At 64.5% G+C, this 14213-nt stretch carries 13 protein-coding genes; 5 read left to right on the top strand and 8 right to left on the bottom strand.

Translation table 11 applies throughout. From position 1 onward, the window contains the following. Nucleotides 1–32: 32 nt before the first annotated feature. The 3 genes from ABMC89_RS16940 to ABMC89_RS16930 all read right to left on the bottom strand — a co-directional run bounded on the left by ABMC89_RS16940 (nt 33) and on the right by ABMC89_RS16930 (nt 2676). Nucleotides 33–455: an acyl-CoA thioesterase gene (locus ABMC89_RS16940; protein WP_349570020.1), complete on the bottom strand. Its 423-nt coding sequence runs from the start codon at nt 453–455 to the stop codon at nt 33–35. A gap of 333 nt (nt 456–788) precedes the next feature. Further along, complete coding sequence (locus ABMC89_RS16935) at nt 789–1133, bottom strand: antibiotic biosynthesis monooxygenase family protein (RefSeq protein WP_349570018.1); 345 nt, start codon at nt 1131–1133, stop codon at nt 789–791. Between the two features lie 97 nt (nt 1134–1230). Then, nucleotides 1231–2676 (bottom strand): MORN repeat-containing protein, encoded by a 1446-nt coding sequence (locus tag ABMC89_RS16930; RefSeq protein WP_349570016.1) that lies wholly within the window; start codon nt 2674–2676, stop codon nt 1231–1233. Between the two features lie 165 nt (nt 2677–2841). On the opposite strand from ABMC89_RS16930, the gene ABMC89_RS16925 reads away from it, so the two are divergent. The 3 genes from ABMC89_RS16925 (at nt 2842) to ABMC89_RS16915 (ending at nt 6346) form a co-directional block, all read left to right on the top strand. Then, nucleotides 2842–4500, top strand: a complete 1659-nt coding sequence (locus tag ABMC89_RS16925; protein WP_349570014.1) for an NAD+ synthase — start codon at nt 2842–2844, stop codon at nt 4498–4500. A 225-nt stretch (nt 4501–4725) separates the two neighbouring features. Further along, nucleotides 4726–5403: a DUF1236 domain-containing protein gene (locus ABMC89_RS16920; protein WP_349570012.1), complete on the top strand. Its 678-nt coding sequence runs from the start codon at nt 4726–4728 to the stop codon at nt 5401–5403. A 139-nt stretch (nt 5404–5542) separates the two neighbouring features. Further along, on the top strand, nt 5543–6346 hold the full coding sequence (locus ABMC89_RS16915; protein ID WP_349570010.1) for a CE1 family esterase: 804 nt from the start codon (nt 5543–5545) through the stop codon (nt 6344–6346). A gap of 81 nt (nt 6347–6427) precedes the next feature. Here ABMC89_RS16915 and ABMC89_RS16910 read toward each other — a convergent pair whose 3' ends face one another. After that, nucleotides 6428–7354: an MBL fold metallo-hydrolase gene (locus ABMC89_RS16910; RefSeq protein ID WP_349570008.1), complete on the bottom strand. Its 927-nt coding sequence runs from the start codon at nt 7352–7354 to the stop codon at nt 6428–6430. 258 nt (nt 7355–7612) lie between these two features. Between ABMC89_RS16910 and gltX the strand changes: the two genes are divergently transcribed. Next, entirely contained in the window at nt 7613–8953 is a 1341-nt protein-coding gene (gltX, locus tag ABMC89_RS16905; RefSeq protein WP_349570006.1) for a glutamate--tRNA ligase, read from the top strand. A 62-nt stretch (nt 8954–9015) separates the two neighbouring features. Here the strand turns inward: gltX and ABMC89_RS16900 are convergent, their stop codons facing one another. Beyond that, entirely contained in the window at nt 9016–9600 is a 585-nt protein-coding gene (locus ABMC89_RS16900; RefSeq protein WP_349570004.1) for a gamma-glutamylcyclotransferase family protein, read from the bottom strand. A gap of 77 nt (nt 9601–9677) precedes the next feature. Between ABMC89_RS16900 and gcvH the strand changes: the two genes are divergently transcribed. Then, complete coding sequence (gene gcvH, locus ABMC89_RS16895; RefSeq protein WP_349570002.1) at nt 9678–10043, top strand: glycine cleavage system protein GcvH; 366 nt, start codon at nt 9678–9680, stop codon at nt 10041–10043. Nucleotides 10044–10049: 6 nt separating this feature from the next. On the opposite strand, the gene ABMC89_RS16890 is transcribed toward gcvH, so the two are convergent. The 3 genes from ABMC89_RS16890 to ABMC89_RS16880 all read right to left on the bottom strand — a co-directional run bounded on the left by ABMC89_RS16890 (nt 10050) and on the right by ABMC89_RS16880 (nt 14182). Further along, entirely contained in the window at nt 10050–10934 is an 885-nt protein-coding gene (locus ABMC89_RS16890) for an inositol monophosphatase family protein (RefSeq protein WP_349570000.1), read from the bottom strand. A gap of 66 nt (nt 10935–11000) precedes the next feature. Then, the gene (locus tag ABMC89_RS16885; RefSeq protein WP_349569998.1) at nt 11001–13517 is read right to left on the bottom strand and encodes an ABC transporter permease; all 2517 of its coding nucleotides are present in this window, start codon (nt 13515–13517) and stop codon (nt 11001–11003) included. After that, entirely contained in the window at nt 13514–14182 is a 669-nt protein-coding gene (locus ABMC89_RS16880; RefSeq protein ID WP_349569996.1) for an ABC transporter ATP-binding protein, read from the bottom strand. Before ABMC89_RS16880 ends, ABMC89_RS16885 begins: the two co-directional genes overlap by 4 nt. Nucleotides 14183–14213: the final 31 nt, after the last annotated feature.

Raw genomic sequence — 14213 nt, 5'->3', positions numbered from 1 at the left:
GCAAGGGGTAGCGCCAACATCTGAAGAAGTTGTTATGCCGCGTCGGGGTCGAGCCAGCCCTCCAGCGTCGCCTTGACCGCGTCCGGCCATGGTACCGATGTGTGTTTGTCCAGATCGGAGGCCGCCAGAACCTGCGTGGAATTCCACCTCTTTTCGCCCGCACAGCTGATCTCATGCTTCAGCGTCACCGAGGACCGCCCGACCTTGACCACCCGCAGATCAAAGGTGAGCGTCTGCCCGAACAGCGACGGCACGGAGAAATCGCAGCTCAGGTGGACTGTCGGCGTGCCCCAGCGTTCTTTCCAGATGATTTCGTGCCAAGGAAAGCCGATGTGGGTCCAGAACTCCTCGTTCACGCCGTTGAGCAGATCGAGGTAGGAGGGGAAATACGCCGTTCCGGAGATATCGCAATCGCCGAAGCGCAATTCGCGTGTGGTGGTGAAAATTTTGGACATGGGGCATCCTTTCTACAGGGGTGCCCCATGCCTAGCGCTTTTTGCCGCTTTTGCCCAGAAAAGGCGCCGGATCAGTGGCAGTGCACCGGTTGCGATCCACCGTGGCAGCATTGGCCCGGAGGAGATGATTTTCGGCAGCCGCCGGAATGCGCGGTTTCGCCGGTTTCAGTGACGGTGGTGACCGCTGTGGCGGCCTGTAGCGGAGCGGCAGCTGACAGGCATGCAAGAATCAGAGCGAGGGATATGTGTTTCAAGGGCTTAATCCGTTAACAAAAGGTTAATATGTTTACGGATAATCTTCCTTTGTTAACTTTTGTCAATCCTGCCTGCGTCTCAGCCGTGCAGTGCCTTGCTGTCCTCCGGCGCCTCCGCGCGGTCGAACATCCCGTAGTCGCGGATGACGTGGGCGATGCGCAGGTGATAGTCGCGGAAGAATGTGCCGCGCCCCGCGCGCTGGGCGCCACGGTGTTTGGTCAGCTTGCGCCACTCGTCCAGCGCCTCCTCGTCGCGGAAGAACGACACCGAAAGAAGTTTGTCGGGATTGGTCAGGCTCTGGAACCGCTCGACAGAAAGAAACCCGTCGATCTGCTCCACCAGCGGTCGCATTTCGGCGGCCATATCCAGATAGTTCTGGCGGTGCTCTGCTTGGGGTTCGACTTCGAAAATGACGGCTATCATGTCGGGTCTCCAAATGGGACGGATAGGTGTTTGAGGAAGCTGCGGGCGAAGCGCGGAAAGATCCGCTGCTCGGAGTGCGGGGAGCGGTGCGGGATCGTCACCCGTCGTTTGCGCCGGCGGCGTCGGTATCCGCCTCCGCGTCGGCAGCTGCCGGTTCGGTCAGTGCGCCGTCTTCCCATGCGCCTGATGCTTCTTCACCGGTAGCGTACCGCATGGTGCCCTGACCCTGTCGTTTGCCGTCGACGAAGGAGCCGACATAGACATCGCCGTTGGCATAGGTCGCGGTGCCTTCGCCCTCGATGTCGCCGTCTTCCCATGCGCCTTCGTAGACGAAACCATTGGCCATGGTGATCTTGCCCTGCCCGTGGCGCAGACCATCGCGGAATTCACCGGTGTAGACCGTGCCATCGGGATAGGTGGCCGTGCCGGTGCCGTGGCGCAAGCCGTCCTTCCACCCGCCCTCGTAAAGGCGGCCATCGGGATAGGTCAGCGTTCCCTGACCTTCGTTGCGTGCGTTGACGAAGCCGCCTTCGTAGACCATCCCGTTGGGATAGGTCGCGCGGCCCTGACCTTCGATCACCCCCGCATGCCAATCGCCTTCGTAGGTTGATCCGTCGGGATAGGTGATCTTGCCCGTCCCCTCGGCCAGATTGTCCCGGAATTCGCCGGTCTGGACGGACCCGTCCGGGTAGGAGACGGTCCCTGTGCCTTCGGCGCGGCCCTCGACCCACTGGCCCTCGTAGGTATAGCCATCCGCGCCGGTAAACTTGCCCTGCCCGTGGCGCTGGTCATCGACATAGGCCCCGACATAGACATCGCCCGAGGCGGTGGTGGAAGTGCCGGTGCCCTCACGGCGGCCATCGACGAAATCGCCCTCGTAGACGTCACCGTTGGCCTGAGTGATCTTGCCCGGCCCGTTCAGCTGCCCGGCTTCCCATTGGCCTTCCATCGTGAAGCCCTCGGGATGGGTGAGCGTGCCCTGACCCTGACGGACGCCGTTGACGACGGTGCCCTCGTAAACCGCGCCTTCCGTGTCCTTGATGACGGCCTGTCCGGTGGCGGCACCGTCGACCCAGTCGCCCCTGTATTCATAGCCGTCCGGGGTCACCAGAACGCCTTTGCCGTGGCGTTTGCCGTTGCGAAAGCTGCCCTCGAACCGCTCGCCACTGGCGTGGATCGCCACGCCCTGGCCCATGATCGAACCGGCCTGCCATTCCCCTTCATAGGTCGACCCGTCCGACATCGTGATCTTGCCGATGCCCTCGGGTTTGCCCTTTGCGAAATCCCCTTCGTAGACGGATCCGTTGGGAAAACGTGCGACACCCTTGCCGCGGATTTCACCATCGACCCACTGGCCCGCATATTCATACCCGTTCGGCAGCGTGTAGGTGCCGGTTCCGTGCTGAAGCCCGTCCTTGAACGTGCCTTCATAGACACCGCCGTCGTCGTACTGCTTGCTCAGCACCTGCGTGTTCTGCGCCAGCGCAGGCGCGGCGAGACACAGGGGGAAGGCAAGGGCGAGGGCAAGCGGGCGAGAGATCATAACGGTCCTGTCGGTGTTGCGCAAAAGAGCATCTGTTGGATCAGGTGCAGCCTAAGGGGCAGGCGGGCAGGGGGCAACGGCCTTTTGGCCGCAACAGGCCCCTGCGGGGTTCCCCTTGGGCAATGATCTGCTACATCAGCGGGAAACCACCTTTGGGGGATCGCAATGACCGATCGTTTCCGCATCACACTGGGCCAGTTGAACCCCACTGTCGGCGATCTGGCCGGCAATGCGGAGCTTGCGCGCGAGGCGTGGCGCGCCGGGCGCGAGGCCGGTGCCGATCTGGTGGCGCTGCCCGAGATGTTCATCACCGGCTATAACGCGCAGGATCTGGTCATGCGCCGCGCCTTCCAGCTGGACGTGATGACCCATATCGAGGCGCTGGCCGCGGATTGCGCCGACGGACCCGCGTTGGCCATCGGTGCGCCCTGGGCCGAGGGGGCGGAGCTGTTCAACGCCTACCTGATCCTGAAGGGCGGAAAGATCGCCAGCCGCACGCTGAAGCACCATCTGCCGAACGAGACGGTATTCGACGAGGTGCGTATCTTCGACAGTGGTCCGCTGGGCGGGCCGTATTCTGTCGGCAATACCCGCATCGGCAGCCCGATCTGCGAAGACGCGTGGCATGAGGACGTGGCCGAAACGCTTGCCGAGACGGGGGCGGAGTTCCTGCTGGTGCCCAACGGCTCTCCCTACTATCGCGGCAAGTTCGACACCCGCCTGAGCCATATGGTGTCGCGGGTGATCGAGACGGATTTGCCACTCATCTACCTCAACATGGTCGGGGGGCAGGATGATCAGGTGTTCGACGGGGCGAGTTTCGGTCTGAACCCCGGCGGCAGCCTCGCTTTCCAGATGCCCGCGTTCGACAGCGTGATCCAGAATGTCGATCTGGAACGCGGGCCGGACGGCTGGCGCATCGTCGAGGGCGAAAAGACCGTGCTGCCGAGCGACTACGCGCAGGATTACCGTGTGATGGTGCAGTCGCTGCGCGATTACATGGCCAAGACCGGGTTCAAGAAAGTGCTTCTGGGGATGTCGGGCGGGATTGATTCCGCGCTCGTTGCGACCATCGCTGTGGATGCGCTCGGCCCCGAAAACGTCCGCTGCGTGATGTTGCCGTCAGAATACACCTCGGCCGCATCGCTGAAGGATGCAGAGGACTGCGCCAAGGCGCTCGGCGTGCGCTATGACTATGTGCCGATCGCAGAGGCGCGGGGTGCGATCACCAACACGCTCGCGCCGCTGTTTGCCGACACGGCCCCGGACCTGACCGAAGAGAACATCCAGTCGCGCCTGCGGGGTCTGTTGTTGATGGCGCTGAGCAACAAGTTCGGGGAAATGTTGTTGACCACCGGCAACAAGTCGGAAGTGGCGGTCGGCTATGCGACGATCTACGGCGACATGGCCGGCGGGTACAATCCGATCAAGGATCTCTACAAGATGCGGGTGTTCGAGACCTGCCGCTGGCGCAATGCCAACCACGCGGACTGGATGATGGGCCCCGAAGGGCGCGTGATCCCGGAGAATATCATCACCAAGGCGCCCTCGGCGGAGCTTCGCGAGGACCAGAAAGACAGTGACAGCCTGCCGGACTATCCCGAGCTGGACGCGATCCTCGAGATTCTTGTGGATGATGCGGGGTCGGTTGCGGATGCGGTGGCAGCGGGATTTGACCGCGACACGGTCAAGAAGGTCGAACATCTGGTCTATATTTCCGAGTACAAACGGTTCCAGTCCGCACCGGGTGCACGGTTGACGAAGGGGGCCTTCTGGCTCGACCGGCGCTATCCCATCGTCAATCGGTGGCGCGATCCGAGCTGAGGAAAGTTCCCGCCTATTTCGGGCGTCGGAGCATTTCCGCCCGTTCCCGGCACCTGTGGCGGAATGTCGCGCAACGCCCCTGTCGCGGCCGGAATCGCGCGGAACGGACGGCTGCCACCGCCGTTACACCTTCACCTGATGGGCCCTGCATTGGGGCGCGACAATCGCGCTCCGAGGGCCCTTTCAACCAGTGAGGACGTAACGATGAAAATTGTAAAAGTTGGAATGATCTCTGCCATCGCGCTTGCCACGGCTTTCCCAGTCGCGGCACAGACGGCCACTGCGGCAACGGCGACAGAAGCCAGTGCCGTGACCAATCTGAACGTGCGCAGCGGCCCCGGACCCCAGTACAATGTAGTGGGTGTGATCCCCGGCGGTGATGCGGCGACGCTTGACGGCTGTCTCGAGTCCGGCAGCTGGTGCAAGGTCAACTACGGCGACACGCAGGGCTGGGCCTATGCGCCTTACCTCGCGGTCAGCGTGGACGAGCAGGTGATCGTGGTGCCCGAGCGCCCGCAGACTGTGGAAATCTCGACCGTGACCTATGAGGACACCGCAGAAACCGCCGACAACCAGCGTACAGGCGGCGCGGCGGGTGCAACCATTGGCGCGCTTGTGGCTTACGCCATCGGCGGCCCCGTGGGTGGCGTGATCGCGGGCGGTATTCTGGGCGGCGCGGCCGGATCGGCAGCAGTCGAGCCCAGCACTGAAACCATCACCTATATCGAAAGCAACCCTGTCGAAACGGTATACCTCGACGGTGAGGTCGCGGTCGGCGCGGGCGTTCCTTCGGAAGTGACAACTTACGAGCTTCCCGAAGCTGAATACCGCTATGTGAACATCAACGGCCAGACCGTCCTGTTGGATCCGGAAACCGGTGTGATCGTGCAGGTCATCCGCTGATCACCGCACGACACTGAGCTAGAAGATCGAGGGGTCCGGCATCTGCCGGGCCCCTTTCCTGTGCGCCCTGTCCATTTCGTGAATTGCAATCGGACGGCGGCGCTGCTTCGCTCTTGCTGGCGATGGACGGGAGAAAGCGATGCGATGGTTGGCGGTTTTGTGCGGGCTTCTGATCGGCTGGGGTGGTGTGGCGCAGGCCTGCGGTGCTGACAGCGACTGCCGGATCGGCGAGCGGATCTACCGCATATCCCTGCCCGAAGGGACAGATCCTCCGGTGGGCGCGGTGGTCTGGAGCCACGGCTACAGGGGATCGGCGGCGGGAGTGATGCGCAATATGTCCCTGCGGCGAATGGTGAATGATCGTGGCATGGCCTTGATCGCCGCAGAAGGTGTCGGCGGTAGCTGGGATCTGCCGAACGGGCCACGGACGATGGACAGCACCGGTGCGGCCGAGTTTGCCTATTTCGAGCGGGTGATTGCGGATGCGACTGCGCGATTCGGGATCGCCCCCGACCGGCTGGTTGCAACCGGCTTCAGCGCGGGCGGGATGATGGTGTGGAACCTCGCATGCGCGCGCCCCGCTCTTTTTGCCGGTTTCGTGCCGTTTTCCGGCACCTACTGGCAGGGACCGCCGGAGACTTGCGCCCGTCCGGCGTCCAGTGTCGTGCATATCCACGGCACCGGCGATGGCACTGTCCCATTGGACGGGCGTGCGATCGGACCGACACGACAGGGACGGGTCAGCGATGCGGTGGCGCATTACGCAGCCCACGGCGCCTTCGGTGGATTTGAAATCAGCGTAGAGGGGCCTTTGCGGTGCAGGACTGCGCAAAATGCGGGGGGCGAGAGACTTGAGCTCTGCCTCTTTGACGGCGGCCATTCGTTCCGCACGGAATTTCTGACCTATGGTCTGGACCGGCTTGAAGATGCAGGAAAGCTCTAGAATCCGGGGCTCCTCGCTGCCCTTCGGGCGCTCCTCGCCCTTTGGGCGCGGGGCAGGTGATGTCCTGCCCCGCGGGAGAGATCACAGCAGCAGCTGGTAGCTATGCGGCGCGTAGGCGAAACTGTCGCCGCGCGCCTCGACATAGCCGATGGCGGGCCAGGGCATGTGGTATCCGATGAACGGCGTCTTGTCGGACGCGAGCATTCCCAGCACGCGGCGGCGGGTTTCGGCGGCTCCGGCCTTGTCCATGTCGAAACGCACTTCCCAGTCCGGATGCGCCAGAGACCAGACATAGTGGTTGGCGAAATCCGCCCCGAGGTAGATCTGCTGTCCGTCGCTTTCGATGAGGTAGTTCATGTGGCCGGGCGTATGGCCGAAGGCCGCCATCGCCGTGATGCCCGAGGCCACGCTGCCACCGTCGTCGAGCATCGTCATCTCTTCGGCGAGCGGTTTTACCTTGGTTGCGAAACCTTCGTCATCGGTCTGTGACCATGCGTCGAATTCTGTTGCCCCTGTCACGTAGCGCGCGTTGGGGAATGTGCGCGTACCGTCCGTCGACAGGCCGCCAATGTGATCGCCGTGCATATGCGTGATGACCACGGTGTCGATCTGGTCGGCGGTATAGCCTGCCGCCTGCAGCGCCGCCGTCGTGCCCGCGCCCGACAGGCCGGTGTCGAACAGGATCAGTTCCGATCCGGTATTCACCACTGTGGGTGTAAAGAAGAATTGCGCGGCATTGGTCGGGATGTTCGCCGCTTGCGAGACTTCCTCGAACCTCTCTTTTTCGACATTCATGCCGAAAATGCTCTGCGGGTCTTCGACCGCACGGCTGCCGGCCAGAAGGGTGGTGACATCGAACTGGCCGATCTTCACCCGTTGGAACGGAGCGCTGCCTGCCTCCATCATCGGGGCTTCGGCGCGGGCGGAGGTGACAGCGGCACCGGCAAAGGGCAGGGCGGCAGCAGAAGCAAGTGCCGCGCGGCGGGTCAGTTTCGGGGTTTTGATCATGGAGCATCCTATCGGTTACGTTGCGTAAGGGGATGTAGTCGCGTTGGCGCCCCGGTCGACTGCAAGGGTGTTGAATTATCCGTGAGTGGAAATTCCGTCTTTGCGCCGGCAGGGGGCGGGTGCGGCTGGCGGTTCGCGGGGGGTCATGTCCCGGCCTCGCGGGGGCCGATGATTTCGATAGACCGCTGCCTGTAGAGCGGCTGGCAACTGGACAAACCCGTGTCCCTATGCCAGTCACGCGGCCAACAGGAGGCATCTATGTCTGACAAAACCATTACCCGCTTTGCACCGTCGCCGACCGGCTGGATCCACGTCGGCAACTTGCGCACGGCATTGATGAACTATCTGATCTCGCGCAAGAACGGCGGCACCTTCATCCTGCGGATCGACGACACCGATCAGAACCGCTCGAAAGAAGAATATGTCGACGGTATCAAGCGTGATCTCGAATGGCTGGGGATCCAGTGGGACCGCGTCGAGCGGCAATCCCAGCGGATCGAGAAATATCATGAAGCGGCCGACAAGCTGCGCGAGATGGGCCGTTTCTACGAAGCCTTCGAGACGCCGACCGAGCTGGACCTCAAGCGCAAGAAGCAGCTCAACATGGGCAAGCCTCCTGTCTACGACCGCGCGGCGCTGAACCTTTCGGACGAAGAGCGTGAAAAGCTGCGCGCCGAGCGCGGCAGCGGCGCGTGGCGCTTCAAGCTCAAGCAGGAGCGCACGGTCTGGGAAGACGGTATTCTGGGCGAGGTCAGCATCGACGGCGCGTCGGTGTCGGACCCGGTACTGATCCGTGCGGATGGCCAGATCCTCTATACGCTGGCATCCGTTGTCGATGATACCGAGATGGGCGTGACCCATGTGGTGCGGGGATCGGACCATGTGACCAACACCGGCACCCAGATCCAGATCATGCAAGCACTGGGCGGCACGCCACCTGCCTTCGCGCACCATTCGCTGTTGACCGATCCGCAGGGTGGCGCGCTGTCGAAGCGTCTGGGAACTCTGGCGCTGAAGGACCTGCGCGAGCAGGGCATTGCACCACAGGCGTTGCTGAGCCTGATGTCGCGGCTGGGCTCCAGCGACCCCGTCGAGCTGCGCGTGGAGATGCAGGAGCTGATCGACGGCTTCGATATTTCGCGGTTCGGGTCCGCGCCGACCAAGTTCGACGCTGAAGATCTCAAGCCGCTCACGGCGCGGTATTTGCAAACGCTGCCGGCAAGCGCCGTCGCCGAGGATATCCGTGCGCTGGGCGTGCCGGAGGCCGAGGTGGAGCGCTTCTGGGCCGTCACCCGCGAGAACATCACGACGCTGCACGACCTGCAGGGCTGGTGGACGCTGATCACCGAAGGGGCCGAACCCGAGGTCGATGATGAGGACCGCGACTTCGTGATCGAGGCGATGTCGCTGCTGCCCGAAGGGGAGTTCGACGATAACACTTGGGGCGACTGGACCGCGGCAGTGAAGGAAAAGACAGGCCGCAAGGGCAAGGGCCTGTTCATGCCGCTGCGCAAGGCATTGACGGGGATGCAGCACGGTCCCGAGATGGGCCAGCTGATGCCGCTCTTGCGGGTCGTGAAGGCGCGCGATCTGGCCTAGTCAGGCGGTAGATGAAAGGGGCCTGCGGGCCCCTTTTGCGTCTCTGCTACCGGTCGCTCGGGTCAGGCGGCCCGAATGAAGGCGCCGTTGTCGGCAAGATGCTGGTCTACGAGGGCGGTTTCCTGCGCTGACAGCTTCATTGCACGGGGGTATTGCGGATCAGCGCGATCGTTCAGGATCGGGGTCTCCCAGCCATCGGTCGTCGCGAAAAACCGCGTGACGCCCTCGCTGCCGTATTCGCGCAGAAATCCCTGCACGACCACATCGAGATAGCTGAGCAGGACCGCGTGGTCGCCGTCTTCGACCCACGAATGTTCCGGCACGCTGTAATGCGACACCTGCGGCGATGCACGCAGCCCGTGGCGCACCGCGTTGCCGGAGGGCAGGCGGTCGTATCCGTGTTCGCGGGCATCCAGCGCCGCCCAGTCGTCGCCGGGGACTTCTGCGATCAACCCGTCGATGATCGTTGCACCGTCGGGCACGACGCTCAGAAACGCCAGTTCGCGCCCTTTGGTGCGCACCCACCGGCGGCGCCAGCCCGCAAGCTGGGCACGCTCGGCGCCCTGGTAGCTGTGACTGTCGCGATTTACGAGGCTGCCGTAACCGAAGAAATAGGGATGCATGTTGCCGCGTCCTGATTGATCCATTTTCTTCGCCCTACCCCTCTGGCGATGGCTTGTCAAAATGCTAGTCTTGCCCGCAATAAATCACGAGGAGCTGCGCCATGAAATTCACCGAAGAGCACCTGTGGCTGCGTATCGAAGAGGGCGAGGACGAGATCAGCGTCGGCATCACCAGCTTCGCGGCCGCCGAGTTGGGCGAGGCGAAGTTCGTCGAATTGCCCGAGGAGGGCGATGTCGTTTCAGCCGATGATCCCGTCGTCGTGATCGAGGGCAGCGAGGACGCTGTCGACATCCTCGCGCCGCTCGACGGCGAGATCGTCGAGGTCAACACACGCCTTATCGACGCGCCCGAGGTCATCACCGATGACCCGCAGGGCGACGCGTGGCTGTTCAAGATGACGCTGGACGACCCCTCCGACTACGACGCGCTGATGGAAGAGGCGACCTACCAGAAATTCATCCGCTAGGCGCGCTCAGGCGTCGAGAAGGAAGTCGAAGAGCTTCTTCAGCTTGCCCCATGTGGCCTTATCCGGCGCGATCAGCAGATTGCCGGTGGTCCGTGCGGCGGTATAATCGCTGCCGTCGAGCATGCGCACATGCGCGCCAGCACGCGCGGCGACGAGAGCGCCCGCCGCGTGGTCCCACGGGTGCAGCAGCGCGGTCAGGCTGAAATCCAGATGCCCCTGCGCGAGCATCCGGTATTCCACGGCCGAACACCTGTAGCTGGCGATCCGCGCGAACTGGGGGAAGGTGGCCGCGATCTGCGCCTGCTTGTCCTTGGGGAACAGATGCAGCGGCACACTGCCTGTCATCTCTTCGAGCGGTTTCGCGGCTGACGCGCGCAGCGTGCGGGCGGGGCCGATGGGGCGCTGCAACTGCGGCGCGCTGTCTTCGTCGGCGATGGCCCAGTCATCCGCCACAGGATCGTAAATCAGCCCGAAGACCGGCACACCGAAGCGTGTCGCGGCCACGATCACCCCGAACAAGGGCAGGCCGTGGGCGAAATTCCAGGTCCCGTCGACGGGATCAATGATGAAGGCCAGCGGGGCGTCGGCGATGGTATCGAGCAGCTTTGGCGTCTCGGCTGTGGCCTCTTCACCGATCACCTGCGCGTGGGGAAACGCGATTTGCAGCGCGCGGGCGATCATCGCCTCGGCGCGGGTGTCCGCATCGGTAACCAGATCGCTGGTAGAGCTTTTGCTGCGGATTTCGCTGCCGGACAATCTGCGGAAACGCGGCAGAATCTCGGCCCGCGCGGTGCGGCGCACGACGTTGATGATGTTGCGCTGCTGCGCGGGGCTGAGCGCCGGCGGCAGTTTCGCGGGAACGGATGGTTCGGTGGTGGATGCGTCGGACATGGTTCAGGCTTCCTTCTTTTGCACCATATGGGGGCGGTGACGGGGTGGGTGCAAGGCGCGCGCGCTCTATTCGCGGGCCCGCAAGACACGGGCGGGGCGGGCGTTCAGCGCGCGGCGCGCAAAACCGAGACCGGCCAGCACGGTTACGATGATGCCACCCGCAACGATCGACAGCGCCGACGGCCAGATCACGCTGAATTCGGTCTCCATCACGAAGGTGCTGACAGCCCAGCCGCCCAGCACACCGGCAAGCAGCGCGACCGCTCCGGCGGCCAGCCCCAGAAGCGCCGCGCGCAGGATGAAGCTCGCTGCGATCATGCGACGCGATGCCCCCATCGTCTTGAGCAGTGCCGCCTCGAAGGTGCGGGCCTCGGCGCCGGCGGCAGCGGCACCGATCAGGACCAGAAAGCCGGTCAACAGCGTCGCCGCCGCCCCGTAGGAGGTGGCCGCCGCAAGCCCCGCCAGCACATCCGCAACGCGGTCGATCGCGTCTTTGACGCGGATCGCGGTGATGTTGGGATAGCGGCTGGCCAGATCCCGCAGGATCGCAGCCTCGGCCTGCGGCTCGGCGTAGACGGTCGAGATGAATGTGTGCGGCGCACCGGCCAGCGCCGAAGGCGGCATCGTGATGATGAAGCCGATGCTGGCGGTGGAGTAGTCGACTTCCTGAAAACTGGTGATTTCGCCGGTGATATCGCGACCCAATATGTTGACGGTCAATGTATCCCCCAGCGACAGGCCCATCTCTTCGGCTTCCTCGGCGGCAAAGCTGATCTGCGGCGGGCCTTGATAGCCCTCCGGCCACCACGACCCGGCGGTAATGACGGCGTCGGCGTCGGGCCGGTCGGCGTAGGTAACGCCGCGGTCGCCGCGCAGCACCCAATGCTCGCCCGCGACCTCGCGCGCCGGACGTCCGTTGATCCGGGTGATCACGCCGCGCAGCATCGGTGCGCTTTGGATGCGGCTGACGGCAGGGTCGTTTTCCAGCCGCTCCGTGTATCCGGGCATCTGGTCGCGCTGGATGTCGACGAAGAAATAGCTCGGGGCTACATCCGGCAGGTTGCCCGCGATGGCCTGCCGCAGGTTGCCGTCGATCTGTCCCACCGCCGCAAGAACCGACAAGCCCAGCCCGAGCGACAGCACGACCGCGCCCGCGCCTTCGCCGGGGCCTCCGATGGCGGCCATGGACCAGCGCAGCCGCGGATATCCCCGCAGGCGCGGGGCCGCGATGCGTGCAAGCGCGCGAATGCCCGCCGCGGCGATGACCAGCAGCACAAGGGCGCCGGCGATGCCGCCCAGCGTCCAGAGTGTCAGCCACCAGCTGCCGTTGAACCATCCCGCCAGCGCGACGAGCGTGCAGATCGAAGCGGCCGTGGCCAGGACGTAGGGCCAGCGGGGCAGCCGCGCGGCCCCGGCCCAGGCGTCGCGGAACAGCGTCGCAGCGCGGATCTCATCGGTCCGGGCGAGGGGCCACAGGGTGAAGATGAACGCGGTCAACAGGCCATAGATCGCGGCCTCGGTGAGCGGGGCAGGATAGAGCCCGAAGGAGGCGGGCACCGGAAGACGTGCCTCGATCAGCGGGGCAAGCAGCAGCGGGACGCCGCCACCGAGGATCAGGCCGATGGCGACGCCTGCCAGCGACAGGACCCCGATCTGGATGAAATAGGTCTGGAAGATCGTGGCGCGGTCCGCGCCGAGCGCCCGCAGCGTAGCGATGACTTCGGTCTTGCGCGACAGGTAGCTGCGCACCGCCGCCGAGACACCGACGCCGCCCACCGCCAGACCGGACAGACCGACGAGGATGAGAAACGCGCTCAGCCGCTCGACAAAGCGTGCCACGCCGGGCGCGCCGTTGCGCGCATCGCGCCAGCGCATCCCGGTGTCTGTGAAAGCCTCGGTTGCTGCCGCTTCGACGGTGTCTATGTCCGTGCCCGCAGGCAGGTCCAGCCGGTATTTGCTGTTATAAAGGGTGCCGGGCGCCAGCAATCCCGACTGGCCAAGGCTGTCGCGTGTCACCAGCGTGCGCGGCCCCAGCGCAAAGCCCGCCGCAGCACTGTCGGGCTCGCGGGTGATTTCGGCGGACAGGCGGTAGGATTGGGTGCCCAGAGCGAAGATGTCCCCGGGCCGCAGGCCAAGGCGGTCGATGAGCGCCCGCTCCATGACAGCACCGGGCAGGCCGTCCTGAACCGACAGCGCCTGCGCAAGCGGCATCTGGGGCCTCAGCCGGACGGCCCCCACCAGCGGATAGAGCGCGTCGACCGCTTTCACCTGCGTCAGCGCGCGGTCTTCTCCGACCACGGCCATGGAGCGGAACTCGGCGATTTCGGAGACCGACAGCGCCTGGGCCTCCATCCACGCACGCTCTTCGACCGTGGCAAAACGGTAGGTCAGCTCAAGCTCGGCATCGCCTCCGAGCAGGGCCGCGCCTTCGCGGGCAAGCCCGGCCTCGATTGCCGCGCGCACGGATCCCACCGCGGCAATCGCCGCGACACCCAGCGCCAGACACGCCAGAAACAGCCGGAAGCCACGCAACCCGCCGCGCAGCTCGCGCCGTGCCATTCGTGCGGCCTGTGCAAGGCTCATGCCAGACGCCCGTCGCGCAGGCTGACGATACGGTCACACCGCTCTGCCAGAGCAGCATCGTGGGTTACGAGGATCAAGGTGGCCCCGTGCCGGTCGCGCAGATCAAAGAGCAGGTCCATGATCGTGGCCCCCGTCGCGCTGTCGAGGTTCCCCGTAGGCTCATCCGCAAGCAGGATCTTCGGACGGGTGGCGGTGGCACGGGCGAGAGCGACACGTTGCTGTTCACCCCCCGACAATTGCGACGGGTAATGACCGGCGCGCTGCGCCAGACCGACATCTGCCAATGCGGCCGCGGCGCGGTCGAATGCGTCGCGGTGTCCTGCCAGCTCCAGCGGCGTGGCCACATTCTCCAGCGCGGTCATCGTGGGGATCAGGTGGAACGACTGGAAAACGATGCCCATGCGGTCGCGCCGGAACCGCGCCAGCGCGTCCTCGTCCATCGCCGTCAGGTCATGGCCCATCGATACCACCTGCCCGCCGGTCGCCTGTTCCAGACCGCCCATCACCATCAGCAAGGACGACTTGCCGGATCCCGACGGCCCGATCAGCCCGACGCTCTCTCCGGCTGCGACGGTCAGGGAAATGCCGTGCAGGATATCGACCGGCCCGGCATTGCCATCGAGCCGCAGGGACGCATCTGTTAGGGAGAAGATCGGATCGCTCATGGGCTGGCCTCTGTCGCTGTCCTGTTGCGAT

The sequence above is a fragment of the Sulfitobacter sp. HNIBRBA3233 genome, assembly GCF_040149665.1.
GTDB lineage: Bacteria > Pseudomonadota > Alphaproteobacteria > Rhodobacterales > Rhodobacteraceae > Sulfitobacter > Sulfitobacter marinivivus.
This window is presented reverse-complemented; position numbering and strand designations above follow the sequence as displayed.